General features: G+C 40.3%; 17 protein-coding genes, 3 tRNA genes and 1 pseudogene. 6 read left to right on the top strand and 15 right to left on the bottom strand.

Features of this window, described 5'->3' with window-relative positions; all coding sequences use genetic code 11:
• Positions 1-516: 516 nt before the first annotated feature.
• The 5 genes and pseudogenes from A5N85_RS03425 to gltX form a co-directional block, all read right to left on the bottom strand.
• Positions 517-767: pseudogene (locus tag A5N85_RS03425) on the bottom strand (transposase); the annotation flags it as partial.
• A gap of 303 nt (positions 768-1,070) precedes the next feature.
• Positions 1,071-1,146, bottom strand: a tRNA-Glu gene (locus A5N85_RS03420).
• A 37-nt stretch (positions 1,147-1,183) separates the two neighbouring features.
• Positions 1,184-1,258 (bottom strand) — tRNA-Glu (locus A5N85_RS03415).
• 12 nt (positions 1,259-1,270) lie between these two features.
• A tRNA-Ala gene (locus A5N85_RS03410) sits at positions 1,271-1,346 on the bottom strand.
• Positions 1,347-1,423: 77 nt separating this feature from the next.
• On the bottom strand, positions 1,424-2,830 hold the full coding sequence (gene gltX / locus A5N85_RS03405) for a glutamate--tRNA ligase (protein WP_072575983.1): 1,407 nt from the start codon (positions 2,828-2,830) through the stop codon (positions 1,424-1,426).
• Between the two features lie 293 nt (positions 2,831-3,123).
• Here gltX and glnA point away from each other — a divergent pair, with 293 nt between their 5' ends.
• Genes glnA through ntrC form a run of 3 tightly spaced genes read left to right on the top strand, consistent with a single transcriptional unit; the run spans position 3,124 to position 7,056 of the window.
• On the top strand, positions 3,124-4,533 hold the full coding sequence (glnA, locus tag A5N85_RS03400; protein ID WP_072575982.1) for a glutamate--ammonia ligase: 1,410 nt from the start codon (positions 3,124-3,126) through the stop codon (positions 4,531-4,533).
• Between the two features lie 43 nt (positions 4,534-4,576).
• Positions 4,577-5,647: a nitrogen regulation protein NR(II) gene (gene glnL, locus A5N85_RS03395; protein ID WP_072575981.1), complete on the top strand. Its 1,071-nt coding sequence runs from the start codon at positions 4,577-4,579 to the stop codon at positions 5,645-5,647.
• Positions 5,647-7,056 (top strand): nitrogen regulation protein NR(I), encoded by a 1,410-nt coding sequence (ntrC, locus tag A5N85_RS03390; RefSeq protein WP_072575980.1) that lies wholly within the window; start codon positions 5,647-5,649, stop codon positions 7,054-7,056. Before glnL ends, ntrC begins: the two co-directional genes overlap by 1 nt.
• An 8-nt stretch (positions 7,057-7,064) precedes the next feature.
• Here ntrC and recG read toward each other — a convergent pair whose 3' ends face one another.
• The 9 genes from recG to hemL all read right to left on the bottom strand — a co-directional run bounded on the left by recG (position 7,065) and on the right by hemL (position 15,242).
• A complete protein-coding gene (gene recG, locus A5N85_RS03385) occupies positions 7,065-9,119 on the bottom strand; it encodes an ATP-dependent DNA helicase RecG (protein WP_072575979.1) in 2,055 nt (684 codons plus the stop codon).
• Positions 9,120-9,127: 8 nt separating this feature from the next.
• Positions 9,128-9,511: a RidA family protein gene (locus tag A5N85_RS03380; RefSeq protein ID WP_072575978.1), complete on the bottom strand. Its 384-nt coding sequence runs from the start codon at positions 9,509-9,511 to the stop codon at positions 9,128-9,130.
• A 9-nt stretch (positions 9,512-9,520) separates the two neighbouring features.
• Entirely contained in the window at positions 9,521-11,683 is a 2,163-nt protein-coding gene (locus tag A5N85_RS03375; RefSeq protein ID WP_084601604.1) for a RelA/SpoT family protein, read from the bottom strand.
• A gap of 12 nt (positions 11,684-11,695) precedes the next feature.
• Entirely contained in the window at positions 11,696-11,908 is a 213-nt protein-coding gene (rpoZ, locus tag A5N85_RS03370; protein ID WP_072575977.1) for a DNA-directed RNA polymerase subunit omega, read from the bottom strand.
• A gap of 119 nt (positions 11,909-12,027) precedes the next feature.
• Positions 12,028-12,399 (bottom strand): RNA-binding protein, encoded by a 372-nt coding sequence (locus A5N85_RS03365; protein ID WP_072575976.1) that lies wholly within the window; start codon positions 12,397-12,399, stop codon positions 12,028-12,030.
• Positions 12,392-12,970, bottom strand: coding sequence for a methylenetetrahydrofolate reductase (locus tag A5N85_RS03360; protein ID WP_143143164.1), 579 nt, complete (start codon positions 12,968-12,970; stop codon positions 12,392-12,394). Before A5N85_RS03360 ends, A5N85_RS03365 begins: the two co-directional genes overlap by 8 nt.
• Complete coding sequence (locus A5N85_RS03355; RefSeq protein ID WP_072575974.1) at positions 12,909-13,289, bottom strand: hypothetical protein; 381 nt, start codon at positions 13,287-13,289, stop codon at positions 12,909-12,911. The genes A5N85_RS03360 and A5N85_RS03355 overlap by 62 nt, the downstream gene beginning before the upstream one ends.
• A 12-nt stretch (positions 13,290-13,301) precedes the next feature.
• On the bottom strand, positions 13,302-13,940 hold the full coding sequence (gene pdxH / locus A5N85_RS03350) for a pyridoxamine 5'-phosphate oxidase (RefSeq protein WP_072575973.1): 639 nt from the start codon (positions 13,938-13,940) through the stop codon (positions 13,302-13,304).
• 9 nt (positions 13,941-13,949) lie between these two features.
• Positions 13,950-15,242 (bottom strand): glutamate-1-semialdehyde 2,1-aminomutase, encoded by a 1,293-nt coding sequence (gene hemL / locus A5N85_RS03345; RefSeq protein WP_072575972.1) that lies wholly within the window; start codon positions 15,240-15,242, stop codon positions 13,950-13,952.
• A gap of 183 nt (positions 15,243-15,425) precedes the next feature.
• Here hemL and rpsT point away from each other — a divergent pair, with 183 nt between their 5' ends.
• On the top strand, positions 15,426-15,689 hold the full coding sequence (gene rpsT / locus A5N85_RS03340) for a 30S ribosomal protein S20 (RefSeq protein ID WP_072575971.1): 264 nt from the start codon (positions 15,426-15,428) through the stop codon (positions 15,687-15,689).
• A 666-nt stretch (positions 15,690-16,355) separates the two neighbouring features.
• Here rpsT and A5N85_RS03335 read toward each other — a convergent pair.
• Complete coding sequence (locus A5N85_RS03335; RefSeq protein WP_084601601.1) at positions 16,356-18,362, bottom strand: S9 family peptidase; 2,007 nt, start codon at positions 18,360-18,362, stop codon at positions 16,356-16,358.
• A gap of 368 nt (positions 18,363-18,730) precedes the next feature.
• On the opposite strand from A5N85_RS03335, the gene udk reads away from it, so the two are divergent.
• Both udk and A5N85_RS03325 read left to right on the top strand, forming a co-directional pair.
• On the top strand, positions 18,731-19,360 hold the full coding sequence (udk, locus tag A5N85_RS03330) for a uridine kinase (protein WP_072575969.1): 630 nt from the start codon (positions 18,731-18,733) through the stop codon (positions 19,358-19,360).
• A gap of 28 nt (positions 19,361-19,388) precedes the next feature.
• Positions 19,389-20,069, top strand: a 681-nt coding sequence (locus A5N85_RS03325; protein ID WP_072575968.1) for an ABC transporter permease, incomplete at its 3' end; no start/stop codon positions are given.

The following is a 20,069-nucleotide window of genomic DNA, read 5'->3' as shown; positions in this document are numbered from 1 at the left end:
GTGGGCTTGGATTAAGCAAATACGCAAAGAATGGCGGATGGATTGTATTGATACTTTATTCTTTTATCTACTTTGGATTGGGTTGGGTTTTAGATGATTGCACTATAACTATTCTAGTAGTCTTTTACTATAAGTATCAAAAAGAAGGAACTTCTATTGTTTATCTTGACGAGAATGGCTTTAGAAGTCAGTGGTTACGTCGGTATGGATGGTCTGAGACCTTTGCAAAATTCCGTTTTATACTAATTTTTGCTACTAGTAGAAAAATTAACGCCATAATTTTAATATGTTTTCAAAATTTAAAAAATTGAAATTTCTCTATTTTATGTTTTTTGCAAAGCTCTCAAATTATTTTGGCTCTAGACTATAGTGAAAGGCTACTAGAATCGTTACAGTATTAAGATAGATGAATAAAGTAAAGCACATGTACTATTACTGGAATAGCGATCTAATTTCTGTGACTTTTTTATTAGCCTTTGATTATAGCAAAGTTTATAAAAATCACTTTATTAAGTTTCAAAAATGGCATTGCAGATCATCAGAGTTCTGATTCCAACGCCGCTCGCACTCTTTTAAGCAAAGCTCAAAATTGACTGTAACACCGTTAAACTTGCTCAGCCTCCGCTTGTAAAGCTCCAAAAAGACTCAATACCATTGATATGGCAATGCCCATGAGCAAACTCGTTATTGCCATGCTCTACTCTAAAATGTTTCGCATAGCCAACGTCAACCAAGCCATTGTAACCACGCCAACCATCCGAGTATATAGCCAACTTTACCAAAAAGTACATACAACATTAACTCAATATCCACCTTGAAAATAACATTCTAGATCCAAGTACTGTATGCATTTTTTGGAAACCTTGCTATACCGCGCACTTGAGTTCGGTTAGGTAAAATGATATCGAAAGCCATTCGGCTATAAGCCATGATAAGAATTAATATAAAGATAGACAGGGTATTGATTCTTAGTAATATCAATATATTTTTACTTTAGTTTAGAAAATAGCAACATATGGAATATTACTTAAAACTTATGAGCTAGTTATTGTTACTAAATCAGTAAATTTTGGCGTCCCCAAGGGGATTCGAACCCCTGTTACCGCCGTGAAAGGGCGATGTCCTAGGCCTCTAGACGATGGGGACTTCAGAGAAGTCTGTCATTAAAATGACGCCGAAAAAATGGCGTCCCCAAGGGGATTCGAACCCCTGTTACCGCCGTGAAAGGGCGATGTCCTAACCGCTAGACGATGGGGACGCGGTCTGTGACTGGTGGAGCTAAGCGGGATCGAACCGCTGACCTCTTGCATGCCATGCAAGCGCTCTCCCAGCTGAGCTATAGCCCCGAACTTGTCGAGAGCGCGCATTCTATCAGAGGTTCATATTCTGTCAACTATTTTCTGCTTTTTTAGCGGAAAAATTTTTATTTCTCTTTGTTTGTTTTAAGATATTCCACTGCGTTTTGCAAACGCTCAACTGATGCTTTCTGGCCTGCTAATTCAAAACTAATTGATAAATCTGGAGAGGGTGCGCCTCCAGTCAACGCTAAACGAGCAGGTTGTCCTACTTTTCCAAACCCGACTTCAAAATGGTTAACGGTTTCTTCAATTGCCTGATGAATACTATTTTCTGTATAGCTAGATAGATTAGCCAATTTTTGCGCCAGTTCCGACAGGATTTCAATAGTTTGTTCACCTTTAAAGGCTTTTTTAGCAGCTGCCTCTGGATATTCTGTCGGTGCTTGAGCAATCCATTGCATATTTTCTGCCATTTCTTTTAAGGTTTTGGCTCGACTTTGATAATGCGGGATGGCAGCTTTTAGAGTGGATTCTGATAGTTGATATCCAATCGCTTGAATATAGCTTGGTAAAAGTGCTGCTAAGGTTTCAACTGTACTTTTTTGTATATAGTGTTGATTTAACCAACGTAATTTTTCAGTATTAAAGGTTGAAGCCGCACTATGCACATCTTCGATTCTAAAATATTTTAGAAGTTCTTCCATACTGAAGATTTCTTGATCGCCATGCGCCCATCCTAATCTCACAAGGTAGTTAATCATCGCTTGTGGTAAATAGCCTTCTTTTTGATAGTCTAAAACGTTAGTTGCGCCATGACGCTTTGATAAACGCTTACCATCATCTCCTAAAATCATTGGAACATGCGCAAATTCTGGCTCTTGATAATTCAGCGCTCGATATAAGTTAATTTGCTTTGGCGTATTGCTGATATGGTCTTCACCACGGATAACTAAGGTGATACCCTGTTCTGCATCATCGACAACAACACAGAAGTTATAAGTTGGTGTGCCATCGCTTCGACGAATAATAAAGTCGTCTAGCTCACTATTATCAATAGTAATTTTTCCACGTACTTTATCTTCCCAACTAACGCTTCCAGAAAGTGGATTTTTAAAACGCACGACCGGATTTATCCCTTCAACAGGTTCACCACCATTACGGTATTTACCGTTATAACGTGGTTTTTCGCCTCTTGCTTTTTGTGCTTCGCGCATTTCTTCTAGCTCTTCTGCGCTACACCAACAATGATAAGCTAACCCTTTTTCTAGCATTTCATCAATAATACGGTTATAGATATCAAAACGCTGACTTTGATAAATCACTTCTCCTTGATAATCTAGCCCCAGCCAATGCATCCCTTCTAAGATGACTTTTGTGGATGCTTCTGTTGAGCGCTCGCGATCGGTGTCTTCTATACGGAGTTTAAATTCTCCTTGATGTTGTTTGGCATGTAACCATGAAAATAGCGCTGTACGAACACCGCCAATATGTAAATCACCCGTTGGACTAGGAGCAAAGCGTGTGATAACCATTATCTTCTCCTGTAAATAAAGGTGTTTATTTTACGCGCTTGAATCCTTTCCTACAAAAACTATTCTCTTTATCACAGAAGTTTGCCGTTGTTTATTGCGCTTTTAACAGCTGTTTATTTCTAGGACATTCATCAATATTAAATTGCACTATAATAGTGCAAATAATGAAGCATAACGCACCAATTTAATGCATAAATTTTGTCTTTATTTATAATAACCTGAAATTTATATAAAAATATTTTGGCATGCTATATGCAGAAGAAATACATCGTTTTTTCAACAAGGAGCAACTTATGACCCCTGATAGCATTATTCAACGCATTGAAGAAGAAGATATTCGTTTTGTTGATCTTCGCTTTACGGATACAAAAGGCAAGGAGCATCATGTCAGCATGCCTGCCAAAGACATCGATGAAGATTTTTTTGAAGAAGGTAAGATGTTTGATGGCTCTTCTATCGCAGGATGGAAAGGCATCAATGAATCAGACATGATTCTAATGCCAGATGCTGAAACTGCTTTTATTGACCCATTTACGCAATTAAAAACATTGGTCATTAGCTGCGATATTATTGAACCGGATACTTTGCAAGGCTATAGTCGCGACCCTCGCTCTTTAGCAAAACGCGCGGAAAATTATTTGAAATCTACTGGTATTGCTGATACAGCGCTATTAGGCCCTGAAAATGAGTTCTTTATTTTTGATGGAATTAAGTATAAAACTTCTATTCATAAGACTAGTGTAGAAATTCTTTCTGAAGAAGGCTATTGGAATTCTGATGCAGATTTTGGCGCTAGCAACCGCGGTCATCGTCCCGGATTAAAAGGTGGCTATTTCCCTGTTGCGCCTGTTGATTCTCTCAATGATATTCGTGCTGAAATGTGCGAAATTTTGGAAGATGTCGGATTAGTCGTAGAAGTTCATCACCATGAGGTTGCCACTGCTGGACAATGCGAAATCGGCGTTAAATTTAACACGCTTACCAAAAAAGCAGATGAAGTTCAAAAATTAAAATATGTCATTCATAACGTCGCAGATATGTATGGCAAAACAGCGACTTTCATGCCTAAGCCATTGGTGGGCGATAATGGTTCTGGAATGCACGTTCATATTTCCTTAGTAAAAGACGGTAAAAATCTCTTTACTGGCGACGGTTACGGTGGTTTATCTGAAACTGCTATTTATTTTATTGGTGGTATCATCAAGCATGCGCGCGCATTAAATGCGTTTACCAACCCTTCTATCAATAGCTATAAACGTCTTGTGCCACACTTTGAAGCACCAGTCATGCTTGCCTACTCAGCACGCAACCGTTCTGCTTCTATTCGTGTTCCTTACATTTTCAATCCAAAAGCACGCAGAATTGAAGTTCGCTTCCCAGACTCTACTGCTAACCCTTATTTTGCTTTTGCCGCATTATTGATGGCTGGATTAGACGGTATTAAAAATAAAATTCATCCTGGCGATGCAATGGATAAAGATTTATACGATCTTCCACCCGAAGAAGCAGATAACATTCCACAAGTCGCCTTCTCTTTAGAACAAGCACTTGATGCTTTAGAAGCGGACAATGCATTCTTAAAAGCTGGAGATGTTTTCAGTGAAGACTTAATTGATGCTTATATTGCGCTTAAACGTGAAGAAGTCGCCAAAATGCGTTTACAAGTTCATCCAATGGAATTTGAGCTTTACTATAGTTGCTAATATCAAGGCGGGCGCTGCCCGCCTTTTCTCACCCAATTTAATTATGATAAAACTGTACGCACTGCCTTTTTCTAGTGAAACTTTATTAGATGCTATTAGCACCGCGCTCATCGTCATTGATCAGCAAGGTCATCTTGAGCAACTCAATACTGCAGCAGAAATCTTGTTGGGCAATAGTCGTAAGCAACTTTATCACCGCACACTCGATAAACTAATTGAGCATCCAAACACTTGGCATCAGCTCATTCATCATCATTTCGATAGTGGTCTTACTGAACGCAATCAACAGCTAACCCTTATTCCTACGCAAACAACCATCGAAGCAGATATTACACTCACGCCTATTTCTTCAGGTTATTATTTATTGGATATCCGTCCGCTTAATCGCGTGCATGCCATTAGTCGCACTAACGAACGCCAACAACAAGCAAAACACAATCGGCTGATTATCCGCAATCTTGCGCATGAAATTCGCAATCCATTGGCGGGAATTAAGGGCGCCGCACAGCGACTTAGTGATTCCAGCCTTTTTCAAAATACAGAGAAACAAACGCAATACTTAACGCTCATCATGAATCAGGTAGATAGATTAAATCACCTGCTCATTCAAATGAGCGGAGAGCATCCTCCTCAATATTTACCAACCAATATTCATCAATCCATAGAAGAAAGCTTAGCCGCCTTTTTAGCTAACCCCAGCAATCAACAGCTAACCATTGAACGCCAATACGACCCCAGCTTGCCAGAAATCCCTATAGATGAACATCAAATCCAACAAGTCATCCTCAATCTCTTAGAAAATGCCGCAAAAGCGACTGATTATCAAGGAAATATTCAATTAACCACGAGTATTGCACATCAATACACGCTCCAAAATCATCGTCATAAAACTGTGCTTACCCTTAAAATTTGCGATAACGGTTGTGGTATTCCCGATGAATTACAAACTGCTATTTTTCAGCCGATGGTAAGCCATTTTCGAGAAGGCAGTGGCTTAGGACTTGCCATTACCCAAAATATCATCCATCAGCATGGTGGCGCAATTGAATTACAAAGTCGCTCAGGCCATACCTGTTTCACCCTGATTTTTCCGCTCACCCAAGAGAACCGCTAATGTCCGCTAACATTTGGATTATAGACGACGACGCTGCTATTCGATTTATCCTAGAAGATAGCCTACAACAATGGGGCTATCGTCCTCAGAGCTATTTTAATGGCGAAGAAGTCCTTGAAGCGCTACAAACGCAAGTCGCCCCGCAGCTTATCATTAGCGATATTCGGATGCCAGGGATAGACGGACTCACCCTGCTGAGTAAAGTTCGTGAACAACACCCAAATCTGCCTTGCCTTATTACTACCGCTTATAGCAATTTAGACAGCACTGTTTCTGCTTACCTGACTGGCGCTTTTGACTATCTTCCTAAACCTTTTGATTTAGCAGAACTTAAGCAACGGATTGAACAGGCGCTACGCCCTTCTCTCTCGCAACCCAATCAACCCTCTCCGACGACACCTAGCTTTGATCGAGATATCATCGGACAAAGCCCCATGATGCAGCAGCTGTATCGTGCTATTGGACGGCTGGCAAAAACCAAAGTAAACGTTTTAATCAGTGGCGAAACAGGCACAGGAAAAGAGCTCATCGCACGTGCTTTACATAAACATAGCCCCGTTGCTAAAGGCGAATTTGTTGCCTTAAACATGGCTGCCATTCCTGCTGAGTTAGCAGAAGCAGAACTCTTTGGGCATGAAAAAGGCGCCTTTACAGGTGCGGCACAATCCCGACAAGGACGCTTTGCACAAGCCGATAATGGCACACTCTTTTTAGACGAAATCGGCGATATGCCTTTGCCTTTACAAGCCAAACTTCTAAGAGCATTAGCCGAAGGCAGCTACTATCCCATTGGCGGACAAACCCTCAAACATGCGAACGCGCGCATCATCGCAGCTAGCCATAAAAATCTTGCACAATTAGTTAGCGAAGGCTTATTTCGCGAAGACCTATACTATCGCTTAAACGTTATCCGCCTAGATTTACCGCCACTACGAGAGCGCGGAGAAGACATCCCCGCTTTACTAGATTTTCACCTAGAACGCGCTGCCAAACAACATCACTTATCGCGAAAAAATCTCACTCAAGCTGCTCGTCAAAAGCTCACTCACTATCATTGGCCAGGAAATATTCGAGAATTGGAAAACCTTTGTCAACAGCTCACCATTATGAGCCCAACCGATACCATTGATATTCAGGATCTGCCGACCTTAATGACCAATCGAAATCCATCCTTATCAAATACTGCCGTTGCATCAACCAATTGGCAACAGGCACTTACTAAAACCGTCGAACAAGCCTTATCCGAAAATCAGCCACAACTCTATCAACACCTTCAATCAGAATTTGACCACGTACTCATTGAAACTGCGCTAAAACACACCCAATTTCATAAACAACTTGCCGCGCAAAAGCTCAATATTGGCAGAAATACTCTCACTAGAAAATATCAATCACAGGCAAGCAATTAAAAATCCTATCAAACCGTTAAATACTGTGAACGCTGTCCCATCCAGCGTTCTAATAACACATCTGCAAAAGGCTGACTTTCCTGATACCACTGCATCGCCAACCGTTCTGCTTTTTCTAACAGCGCAGCATCGCGCTCAAAATCAGCAATTTTTAAACCAATCGTCCCTGTTTGGCGCGTTCCCAATAGCTCCCCAGCACCGCGAATGGCTAAATCCTCCTCTGCAATCCGAAAGCCGTCTGTCGTAGCGCGCATAATATTTAAGCGCCGCATTGCCGTTTCTCCTAAAGGTGCTTGATACATCAATACACAATCAGACTGTAAACCGCCCCGCCCGACGCGTCCCCTTAACTGATGTAACTGTGATAATCCGAAGCGCTCAGCATTTTCAATAATCATAATGGTCGCATTTGGAACATCTACACCGACCTCAATAACCGTTGTTGCGACCAATAAATCAATTTCCCCTGCGGCAAACGCATTCATCGTTTCTCTGCGCTCATCTGCGGAAAGCCTGCCATGAATGAGCGCTACCTTTACTTGTGGTAACTGCCGACGAATTTCTTCTGCGGTTTCTTGCGCATTTTGACACTCTAATACTTCCGATTCTTCAATCAGTGGACAAACCCAATACGCTTGTTGCCCGCTAGCACAGACCTCTCCTATACGCGCAATAATCGCTTCCCGCTTAGCATTACTCATCACAGACGTGCGAATGGGCTGACGCCCAGCTGGTAAAACATCAATAATAGATGTTTCCAACTCGCCATAAGCACTCATCGCTAGCGTACGCGGAATCGGTGTTGCTGTTAAAACCAGTTGATGTAAAGCATATCCTTTGGGTGCTTTTTCTTGCAGTTGTAACCGTTGATGGACCCCAAAACGATGCTGCTCATCAATCGCAACCAATGCCAAATCGTGATAGCACACTTGTTCTTGAAAAACAGCGTGCGTCCCAATAATCAACTGCGCGGTTCCATCGGCAATCGCTGCCAAAGCGGCTCGCTTCTCCTTTGCGGATAACTTACCTACCAACAAAACTGCCGTAATTGAAAGATTTTCCGTTAACTTACGCATATTAGCGGCATGCTGTTCCGCTAATAACTCCGTAGGTGCCATAAATACCGCTTGTTTTCCTGCGGCAATGGCTTGCAAACACGCCATCAAAGCAACAACCGTTTTTCCCGAACCAACATCCCCTTGCACTAAGCGCATCATTGCCGCTGTGCTAGACAAATCTCTGGCGATTTCTTCTTGTACGCGTACTTGTGCTGAGGTTAAAGCAAAAGGCAATTTCTCACAAAACGCCGATAACAAATCCGAATGTTTAGGTAACGCTTGAGCAGGTAATTGCCGCACTTCCGCTCTGGCTTGTAAAAAAGATAACTGATGCGCAATCAGTTCTTCCAAAATGAGTCTTTGCTTTGCAGGATGATGATACTCATCTGGCATCGGCAACCATTCATCAACTTGTGGTTGATGTAAAAGTTGCAATGCTTGAGGAAAAGAACAATAGCCTTGCTCAGTTAACAAGTCTGTTTTTGGTAAATTAAGCTTAGAAAGCGCATGACGAATCGTTTGCTGCCAACGAATTTGGCTTAACCCTTTAACCGTCGGATAAATAGACTGCAAAGTATCAGGCAAAACCGGCTGTTCTCCTGTTTCAAGCCAAGTAATCTCAGGATGTGGCATTTCATAGCCATCCCGTCCCCAAGCTACCTTGCCATAAAAAAGCCCAAACCGTCCAAGGGTAAATTGCGTTAATTGACTGGGATAAAATCGAAAATAACGTAAAACAAGTGGATTTCCTGCTGCATCTACAATCAAAACCTCTAGCATCTGACGTTTACCTTGCCGAACATTTGCACGCAAGACCTTTCCATGCACCAAAGCCTGCTGCCCATCTTTTAAATGTGCAATAGGCGTGATATGACTTCTATCCTCATAACGCATCGGAAAGTGAAATAACAAATCCCGAATCGTATCAATACCTGCACGTGAAAACGCCTGAGTGACACTATCACTCAGGCGTAAACAAGATTGAATATTGTCGCTAAATTGCAAAATAATAATTAAGCTAAAGCAACAACCGCTTCCGCTTCTACAGCAACGCCTTTTGGTAAAGCACTAATACCAATCGCAGCACGCGCAGGGAATGGTGCGCTAAACTTAGCAGTCATCACTTCATTGAACTCTGCAAATTTACCCAAATCCGTTAAATACACATTCAGTTTTACGATATGGCTTAAATCCACACCAGCCGCTTGGCAAATTGCTTCTAAATTCGCAAACACCTGTTCTGCTTGCGCTTTAAATCCACCCTCAACTACTTCGCCTGTTTTTGGATCAAGCGGGATTTGACCAGAAACAAACAACAAATCCCCTGCTTGTACCGCTTGAGAATAAGGACCAATTGCTGCTGGTGCATTTTCTGTATTAACAATTTTCTTTTCCATTTTTACTCCCTAAATACGTTCAATTTTTTCTACTTCTTCTAACCATCGTAAGTGGCGAATAATTTTGGCTAAATGATCTCGATTTTTCACTTCTAGCCAAACCTTCAACGCTCGCACATCTTCACGATGCGTATTGTGTATCACTTGAAAATCATAGATATTACTTTCACAATCGGCAATAACATCTGCAATTTTTGATAACATTCTTGGCTTATCCGGCACTTCTAACGATAACAATGCAATAAATACGCCACCAATATCCTCATCCCATGCAGCTCTTAGCCAATCTTGACTATCCGTTACCTGAACCATGGGACAATTCCGACGATGAATTCTAATCGCTTTACCTTGCTCTAAATGCCCTACAATCGCTTCTTTAGGTAAAGGATGACAACAATCCGCCATTTCAATACCACTATCAAGCGTATTGTGGATATATAAAACCTCGCCATCCCCCTTAATTTGTGTATTGCCTAATAACGTAGCAGCAACCAAACCCGCTTGTTTCTTACCACAGGCAATATCATTTAAAAGTTCTTTTTGTTCAAGATGATTAACACTTAAATATGCTAACAACTTTGTATTCTCAATCGCTTGATAACTGCTGCCTAAATCCTGTAATGCCTGCGATAATAACTGCTTGCCAAAATCTTCGGCTTCCTTATCCTTTAATTGACGAAGGTGATGATTAACGCCAGCGCGTGCTTTCGCCGTCACCACAAACTGCAGCCAACCCGCATGAGGATGAGCATCTTTATCCGTAATAATTTCGCACGTTTGTGCAATTTCTAAAGGGCGGAAAATAGGATACGGAATGCCATTAACCTTAGCACCAACACATTTATCGCCAATTTCAGGATTAATTGCATACGCAAAATCCACTGGTGTCGCACCAGCAGGTAAATCAATCACTTCACCGCGCGGAGTATAAACATGAATCGCACCAGCACTTAGTTCTTTTTTAATCACATCATAAAACTCTAGCGGATCATCTGTCATATTTTGCATTTCTCGCAAGCGCGATAACCAATCGCGCATATACTTTTGTGCGGTAATATTATGTTGTTCCTTACGTAAAGAACGATTTTTCAAATGCTGATGCCAGACGGCGATAATGCCTGTTTCTGCCAAATGATGCATATCCCGTGTTCGTATTTGCACATTAAGCACATCTTGCTCTGCCATTAACACACTGGTATGTAAAGACCGATAACCATTGCTTTTTGGCGCCGCAATATAATCTTCAAACTTTCCAGAAATAGGGCGATACAGACCGTGCAATACGCCTAAAATGCGATAACAATCATCTTCCGTCTTCGTAATAATCCGAATCGGCACGGTATGACAAGCTGCTTCAAAGCTCATCTTACGCTTCATCCGCTGATACACACCCCACAAGTGACGCTGACGCTTAGTGATGGTTGCCTGAATGCCCATTTCTTTTAATATAGGCTGAATTTCCTCACGAATCTCATTCAGCAACGTATTATTTTCAAAGAGCTTTGTATAATGTTTTTTCAATACGGCATAACGCCAAGGATACAAATATGAGAACACCAAATCTTCTAATTGCATCCTAAAATAAAATAACCCTAGTCGTCCAGCAATAGAAGCATAGATTTCTAGGGTTTCTCGTGCTTTACGAATACGCTTATCAGGCCTAAGCGCACCTAAAGTTTGCATATTATGCAATCGATCTGCAAGCTTAATAATAATGACTCGCGGATCATCAGTCGTCGCCACAAACATTTTTTTAAAGCTTTCTGCCTGTGCTTCTTGTGGCGCTTGATTTTTTAAACGATCTAGCTTAGAAACACCATCTACCAGTGCGGTTACCGAATCCCCAAATGCCTCTGCCATTTCTTGCTTAGTCACGGGCGTATCTTCCAATACATCATGTAACAAAGCAGCTTGCAACACTGGTAAATCAAATCTCTGTTCCGCCAATATCTTCGTTACCGAAATAGGATGCGTAAAATATGGCTCTCCAGATTGACGCATTTGTCCTTCATGTGCTTGCGCACCGAATGTAGCTGCTCGCAGCACTTCAGCAATACTTTCCTCATCTAAATACTGCGATAATTCTTTAGATAATTCTGTCCAAAAAGCTTCTAAAACTTCACTACCCGTTAAACCAGCAAAAGGACGATAAGGAAGCGCTACAATTCTCATAAGAAATAAAATTTAATATTGTTCTGAAGTATCTAATAGAGCTTTAATCGTCGTTTTACCGTCTTCAATTTCGCGTAAAGCAATAACCGTTGTTTTGTCACCTTCTGGTGCTACCATTGGTTGATGTCCAAAAGAAAGCTGACGCGCACGCTTACTAGCTGCCAAAATCAAACGGAAACGATTATTTTCATCTTTTAAACAATCTTCTACAGTGACCCGTGCCATAATTTTCCTTTATTTACTCATATTTTATAGGCGTTATATCTTATAATTAAATGCAATAAAACAAAACCCTATTAAACTAAAACTTAAGCCATTTTTATGCAATTAAACTGCATCATGTATTAGAACGATCCACCATAATGCGTCATTGCATCTGACGCAATCGCATTCATTGCAACACACTGTTGACGCAATACTTTATCTTTATCTGATAGCATAAAATTTCGTCCATCATGGCTACTCCAACGATATTCTTCCAAAACAAATACTTTTGGCTCAACTTGTTCTAAAACTTTCTTTCCCTCTTCAGATAATTGAATCGTTGCCGTATAAGTGTCCCCCATATAAGCATATTCTACATTCAGGGCTGTTCCATCCTTGCAGTTATAATGCCAAATAATGGTTTCTTGGTTATTTAACTTTGGCAAACCTGAAAATCCTTGAACACACCCCACTAATAGCCCCAAACTTAATAAGCCAATCTTTTTATTCATAGATTTGGATTCCTTTTTTATCTTCTAGCGTAAACTTCCCCGACTGAACGGCAGATAACCATTTAACCGTTGCTTCAAATCCTCCTAAAGGATAAATATGTAACTTTGTTGTATCGGGTAATTTTTTCTGGACTTTTGCAACTGCTAAATCCCTAACCAATAAATTGGGTTCAGAAACTCCCCCAATCAATCGTCTAAAAACACCGCCATTTCGCAATAAAAAATTTAATGATGCTCCCACGCCACAAGCACGAGCATGCTTAATTAAAGAAGCAGTACTTGCCACACCAGGAATGCCAATTTTTAATGGAAAACGAATGCTTTCTTTTTCTAAATTCTCCGCCCATTGCACAATAGGTTCGGAAGTAAAAGAAAACTGCGTCATCAAATAATAGTTTCTAGGATAGTTTTCAGCATAAGACTGTTTAAATAACAATGCTTCTTTTATTTTTTCCTGTGAGACGAACGGATGCCCCTCCGGATGACCCGCAAATCCAATACTCTCCCAATCATACTCTTCTAATAAACCTTCTTTCAAAACAGCTAAAGTATCTTGGAAAGGAGATTGCACATTTCCACCTGCCCCAGCCAATAACAAAAGAATTTCTTCCGCCACTTCGCCACAACTTTTTTAACCCGCTTTCTAAAGCCTCTCTTCTGCGGATATTGCGAACCGCCACATGAGCAACCGCTTCAAAGCCTTGCGTAATCACTTTTTCTACTGCTGTTATCGTGTCTGCAAAATCTGAACCCGGTAAATGCGTTAAATATACCTTTATTGTACTTGGGAGATACTGATGTAAATTTCCTAACTTTAATAACGTTTTTGGTGTTAATTCAATAGAGTAATTTGATACAAAATCAACAATCGCTTGCTTTTCATCCTCCATGCACTCTCCTCTTTATGGGGCTAGCCGTTGAATGTTCCAATTATCATTATCACGTAAATAAACAAATCTATCATGTAAACGGTTAGGCTGTCCTTGCCAAAATTCAAATGCCATAGGAATAATACGATATCCTCCCCAAAAATCAGGCAAAGGAATTTCACCATTTCTAAACTTATTCTGCATTTTTTGCCATTGAAGTCTTAAAAAATCTCGCGTATCTATTACCTTACTTTGTGGGGATGCCCACGCCCCAATTTGACTTCCTACAGGGCGACTTAAAAAATACTTTAAAGACTGCTCTCGGCTAACCTTTTCTGCATAGCCTTCAACTTTAACTTGTCTTTGCAAACCATACCACGGAAATAACATTGAAACCTTTTGATTTTGGGCAATTTCTTGTGCTTTACGACTATGATAATTGGTATAAAAAACAAAACCGGCAGTATCAAAAAACTTTAGCAATACCGTTCGCTGACTAGATTGCCCATCAGTATTGACTGTTGCCAATACAAAAGCATTAGGTTCCTCAAGCTTTGCTTGCATTGCCTCGCCAAACCAATTTTCAAATTGCTGCCAAGGACTATCTGATAAATCACTACGTTTTAACGGCCGATGTGATTGAAAGTCTTTACGAACACTACCGATATCCATTATTAAAACCTATAACATTTTAAAAACACGCGCTGCAGCCGCAATCGTTTCATCAATCACTACTTCATCATGCGCCATACTAACAAACAAAGCCTCAAAAGCCGAAGGCGCTAAATTTACACCTTCTGCTAACATCCCATGGAAAAACTTTGCAAATCGTTGCGTATCCGATTGTTGCACATCTGCGAAATTCTGCACTTCAGGTAAATCCGTAAAGAAAATCCCTAACATTCCACAAACCGCATTAACAACCAAAGGAATATTTGCTTGTTGAGCGACCGTTTTTAAGCCTGTTGCCAAACGCTGCGTTAAAGATTCTAATCGCGAATAAAACTCAGGGGCTTCTGTTAACGCTAAATTTGCAATACCAGCTGCCATTGCTACTGGATTGCCAGACAACGTCCCCGCTTGATAAACCCCACCTACAGGCGATAAAAGTTCCATAATTTCTCTGCGTGCAGCAAAAGCCCCTACCGGCATTCCCCCACCAATGACTTTTCCAAAAGTAAAAATATCAGCAATTATATTCTCATATAACGACTGCGCACCGTGATACCCCACACGAAAACCAGTCATCACCTCATCCCAAATCAACACTACTCTATATTCATTGCATAATTCGCGTAAACGCTGATGAAACGCTAAAGAAGGTGGCACACAATTCATATTCCCAGCGACAGGCTCAACAATCACAGCCGCCAAGGTTTCTCCCTGTTGCGCAAAAATTTCTTCTAATACATCTACATCGTTATAAACTGCCGTTAAAGTATGTGTCGCAAAATCCGCTGGTACCCCCGGTGAATTCGGGACACCAAAAGTCAAAGCACCAGAACCTGCGGCAACCAACAAACCATCAGAATGCCCATGATAGCAACCTGCAAACTTTAAAATATTTTCCCGCTTCGTGTAGGCTCTTGCCAAACGTATTGCGCTCATGGTTGCTTCTGTTCCAGAATTGCACATCCGAACCATATCTATACCATTAATACGCGCAACCACCTTTTCCGCTAAAAGCGTTTCTGATACCGTTGGCGCACCAAAGCTCATTCCTAGCGCTGCTGCTTCCTGAACCGCCTCAACCACTTTTGGATGCGCATGACCATTAATCATTGGGCCATAAGAGCCGACATAATCAATAAATCGACGACCATCAATGTCTTCTAAATAAGCGCCTTCTGCCTTACGAATAAATAATGGCGTTCCGCCTACAGAAGCAAAAGCTCTCACTGGTGAATTTACCCCACCCGGGATCACCCTTTTTGCTTTTTCAAAAGCCTGCTCAGAAGACAACGCTGAAAACATAAAACACCTCATAAAAAGAATAATTTTGTTATTATGAAAGCTCCCACTCGCAATAACAAGCAACCAACGACAAAATAACGCTGAACCATCTGAAAACATTGACAACACGAAAAAAAACGGTATGATTTGCGCCCTTAAATAAAACATTCTGGCGTATGCCGAACCCAAGACAGGAGCAATATTTTGGCTAATTCAGCACAAGCAAAAAAACGAATCAAACAAGCAGAAAAAGCTCGTTCACGCAACGCGAGCCAACGCTCTGCTATGCGTACTTCAGTAAAAAAAGTCTTAAAAGCAATTGAAGCAAAAGACGTTGAGACAGCAAAAAGCACTTTCCAATATGCTAGCAGCCTTTTAGATCGTGCTGCTCGTAAAGGGCTTATCCATAAAAATAAAGCAGCACGCTTAAAAAGCCGTGTAAATGCTAAAATCAAAGCGATTGCTTAATCTTTAGCTTAATTTGCTTAAATCAAACGATACTTCCTTAAAGAAGTATCGTTTTTTTATCGCCTAAATCCTACCATTCTATATTGGATTTACTCTCTACGCTTTAATAGTGCTTAAAAAGTCTATAGCGAAATTTCCAAATAAATATAGAAAAAATTGAATATTCTTTTCATATATTTATTATCAACTACTTACGTATCTCTTTTTTGAGAATTTCGTGATAGTTACGATATAGCTAAATCTCTATTAACTCGCATACAGCGTTGGTTTGTCTTACTGTACTAATATGCACTATCTGCATCTAATTGAATTGTATGTAAGTTGAACTCATTCAGCTATATTAGTAATATCTACACAAGAATAACAAAATACTTTCTACAAAAGATATCAAATAAAAATAACCATAACTAATGATAGTGGTTTAAAAAGTATGCTATTCAAACCACTACCCAATTTTTTAATTATTTTCGTACTTTTTAAGTTCAACTCTTTCCGCGAAAAATACGGCTAAGCACAGTATAAATACAAATAGAAAGAATTGGTAATTTGTTGGGACATTAATGAATTTTATTAGAACAAAATAGGTAATAACGCCACTTATTGAACCAAGTAATCTTCTTAAATGCATTCATCAACTAACAAAAAATTACCAACTATATTTTTTCTCTATTTAATCTTATTTTCCGGTTGTAAACACTGATGTAAAAAGCCCATCATACTTCTTTGCATATCTAAGCGATTGGCTTCTTTTGCAAAACCATGCCCTTCATCGTATTTGACCATATATGGCACATCAATCCCGCGATTGCGTAAATTAGATACGATTTGGTCGGCTTCATTGATGTTAACGCGTGGGTCATTTGCTCCTTGCACCACAAAAAGCGGTTTGTTGATTTTATCGGCATTTTGTAATGGCGACACTTCATCCATAATGGCTTTTTGCGCTGGGTCATCAGGGTTATACCAAATGGTATAAAGCATATTGCGTACAGGTTCCCAATAAGCCGGAATGGTTTTCATAAAGGTATAAAGATTAGAAACGCCCACATAATCTACGCCACAAGCATATAAATCAGGGGTTTTCACTAATCCGCGTAAGACCGCAAATCCGCCATGGCTACCGCCATAAATCGCAATTTTTTGAGGGTCAGCCCAACCTTTTTTGATGATGTAATCAATACCATCTTCCACATCGTCCATGGTTTTACGACCGACTTGTCCTAATCCAGCATTAAAGAACTGCTTACCATAACCGCCTGAAATACGGAAATTCACTTGTAATACGCCGTAGCCATGTGAGGTAAAGAGCTGAACTTGCGGGTCAAACCCCCAACTATCGCGTACGCCCTGTGGTCCACCATGAACATACACAATCACAGGAACTTTTTGGTCTTGTGGAATATGCGCAGGACGGCTGAAATAGCCATGAATGGTCATACCATCGCGGGATTGGAAAGAAATCGGCGTCATTTCTGCCATATCTTCGCGTTTCAAATGCGGATGAATACTGGTGAGTTTTTCTAAGCGTTGTTTTTCGGGCTGATAGAGATAAAACACACCAGGTTCACGGTCGCTACTGACTAACACGATAAAGGTTTTTTCATCATCGTCAGCGTCAATGATGTCAATTTTCTGATTTGTACCGAGTTGTTTTTGAAGATCGGCTTCCCATTTTTTGAAAGTTTCACTTTTGGCAATGGTTTGCGGCTTATCGCCATTGTAGAAAATCGCATCAAGCTCATAACCGCGCTTGCGAGAACGGCTAATGCCACCTGCGTCATAGGTATCATTGGTGAAAACCGTATCAAGCACTTTGCCTGTTTTTAGGTCGTAGCGATAAATATTGGCTTTATCGCTTTCTTCATTGGAAAGCACATAAGCCGCGTTAGGATTATCGCTTTTATAATCAAATCCTAAAACGGAAAAGACTTCGCCAAAAGGAATGTGCTTAATTTTTTGGAATTTACCATCAATTAAATAATATAAATCGGTATCCTGACCTTGAACGATACGCGTAATCACACGAAGTTTGCCATCTTTATCAAATAAGAAATCATCAATGGGTTCTTCACTTGGCGGATTATCATAGAGTTTGACTAAATCGCCGTTGTTTAAATCTAAGCGATACGGCGTAAATAATTCAGGGTTTTCTTTATTCATGACAATGATAATGTGGTCTTTATCATCGTGAAGCACATTGCTTATCATGGCGCGAACGCCGTCAAAAGGCGTTAAATCTTTGGCATCAGAGCCATCGGCATTAATGCGATAAATATGATAGTTTTCGTTACCACCTTTATCTTGCATATAAACCAACTGATGGTCATTCACCCAACTATAACCACGAATAACATCGTCGCCTTCTGCTAATAATAAACGCGGTTTATCGCTGTTAATTTCTCGAATCCATAAATCTCTTTTGCCGTTTTCGTTGCGCTGCCGCCAAACCAAATATTTTCCATCAGGCGAAACCTGATAGCCACTGACTTCTGGGGATTTGAAAAAATCTTGAACATGGTAAACCCCGCCAACATCGCCTTGTTTGGCTAATGCGTCTAAAACAGCGGGCGGAGAGGGTAAATTTGTGTTACCCGGTAGATTTTCGAGTGCAGCGGCATGGCTTGCACCAAAAGTTGCCATTAAGGCTACTGCGATAAGTTTGCGTGTCATCATTGCTTTCCATATAACGTAAAAGTAAAAAGAGATAATATGCTACTCTTATTGATAAAGTGAAGTGATGACAGGGTAATCTTTGCGCCTTGTAACCATACAGCGATAAAGAATTGACTTTCTTATTCTTTCGTATTTATTTGATTTGTAGATAAAAGCAAAGAAAATACAATTATCCATTAAAGTAAACGAAATCCCCAAAATTCAGAGACAAACAAACAGAGATTTCACTGCGAGTCATACCGTCCTGCGCTACAATAGCGATTTCTTATCCTATTCCTACACTCTCTCAAGAGAGAATATCGTATGATTGTTACCTATCAATCTGCTATTCATTTCATAGGAATAATAAACTAATCTAGTGAGGCTTTATGAGCAAACCAATTATTATTGGCGTCGCGGGAGGATCAGGCTCAGGAAAAACAACGGTTGCGCGCGCCTTATACACCAACTTTAATGGACATGCGATTACCATTATTGAGCAAGATTACTATTACAAAGACCAATCCCACCTTTCTCCCGAAGTTCGTCGTCAGCAAAACTATGATCATCCTGATGCTTTTGATAGCGAACTTTTACACCAACAGCTCAAAGCATTATTGAATCGCCAAGCAATAGAACTACCGCAGTATGACTACACTATCAACACACGCGCAGATTACACCAAACACCAAGAACCGGCCGATGTCATCATTTTAGAGGGTATTTTAGCGCTTTATGATGATGCCGTTCGCGAGCTAATGGATATCAAACTTTATGTTGATACTGACTCTGACTTAAGATTTATTCGCAGACTTGAAAGAGATTGCATTGAACGCGGACGCTCAACAGATTCCGTTATTCAACAATATCTCAAGCAGGTTCGCCCGATGCATAATCAATTCGTTGAGCCAACCAAACGTTATGCCGATATGATTATCCCAAGTGAAAATGATAACCGAGTCGCCATTGATGTTTTAATTGCTAAAATTGACACTATCCTAAAAATTCGCCAGTCTTAAATATTATTTTTCATGATTATAGCCCATTATGTTGAACGCTTTTTTTACCCTACTTTATAAAGAAATTCATCGTTTTATTCGATTATGGACACAAACTTTACTGCCCTCAACTATTACCACCACACTATATTTTTTAATCTTTGGTCAGCTGATTGGCTCCAGAATCGGTAATTTTGAAGGGTTTAACTATGCGGATTATATTGCGCCCGGGCTAATTATGATGGCGGTTATCAATAATGCCTATAACAATGTAGTTAGCTCTTTCTATGGTGCAAGATTTAATAATTCTGTAGAAGAATTACTTATTTCCCCTATGCCAAATGCGCTTATTTTGGCAGGTTTTGTCACTGGTGGCGTTTTAAGAGCACTGATTGTTGGCACATTGGTTACTCTAGTTTCATTTTTCTTTACCAACATTAGTTTTGCCCATATTGGTGTCATGCTCATCATTTTATTACTCACCGCCATTGCCTTTTCCTTAGCAGGCTTTATCAACGCTTGCTATGCACGCAGCTTTGATGATGTTGCACTTGTACCAACTTTTATTTTGACACCATTAATCTATCTAGGTGGCGTTTTTTATTCCATTTCCATGTTACCTGAATTCTGGCAACAAGTTTCTAAACTCAACCCTATTCTTTATATGGTCAATGGTTTCCGATTTGGCTTTTTAGGTATTAGTGATGTTTCTGTCATTGGTGCCATTTTT

The sequence above is a fragment of the Suttonella ornithocola genome, from assembly GCF_001889065.1.
Taxonomy (GTDB): Bacteria; Pseudomonadota; Gammaproteobacteria; order Cardiobacteriales; family Cardiobacteriaceae; genus Suttonella_A; species Suttonella_A ornithocola.
The sequence above is the reverse complement of the archived record's forward strand: the minus strand, read 5'-3'. Positions and strand labels throughout refer to the sequence as shown.

Bases quoted from the DNA above. Each gene is read 5' to 3' on its own strand.
- A5N85_RS03355 (WP_072575974.1), bottom strand. From the start codon at position 13,289: ATGGAGGATGAAAAGCAAGCGATTGTTGATTTTGTATCAAATTACTCT.
- ntrC (WP_072575980.1), top strand. From the start codon at position 5,647: ATGTCCGCTAACATTTGGATTATAGACGACGACGCTGCTATTCGATTT.
- hemL (WP_072575972.1), bottom strand. From the start codon at position 15,242: ATGTTTTCAGCGTTGTCTTCTGAGCAGGCTTTTGAAAAAGCAAAAAGG.
- glnA (WP_072575982.1), top strand. From the start codon at position 3,124: ATGACCCCTGATAGCATTATTCAACGCATTGAAGAAGAAGATATTCGT.
- gltX (WP_072575983.1), bottom strand. From the start codon at position 2,830: ATGGTTATCACACGCTTTGCTCCTAGTCCAACGGGTGATTTACATATT.
- A5N85_RS03380 (WP_072575978.1), bottom strand. From the start codon at position 9,511: ATGGAAAAGAAAATTGTTAATACAGAAAATGCACCAGCAGCAATTGGT.
- glnL (WP_072575981.1), top strand. From the start codon at position 4,577: ATGATAAAACTGTACGCACTGCCTTTTTCTAGTGAAACTTTATTAGAT.
- rpoZ (WP_072575977.1), bottom strand. From the start codon at position 11,908: ATGGCACGGGTCACTGTAGAAGATTGTTTAAAAGATGAAAATAATCGT.
- A5N85_RS03375 (WP_084601604.1), bottom strand. From the start codon at position 11,683: ATGAGAATTGTAGCGCTTCCTTATCGTCCTTTTGCTGGTTTAACGGGT.
- A5N85_RS03365 (WP_072575976.1), bottom strand. From the start codon at position 12,399: ATGAATAAAAAGATTGGCTTATTAAGTTTGGGGCTATTAGTGGGGTGT.
- pdxH (WP_072575973.1), bottom strand. From the start codon at position 13,940: ATGGATATCGGTAGTGTTCGTAAAGACTTTCAATCACATCGGCCGTTA.
- udk (WP_072575969.1), top strand. From the start codon at position 18,731: ATGAGCAAACCAATTATTATTGGCGTCGCGGGAGGATCAGGCTCAGGA.
- A5N85_RS03335 (WP_084601601.1), bottom strand. From the start codon at position 18,362: ATGATGACACGCAAACTTATCGCAGTAGCCTTAATGGCAACTTTTGGT.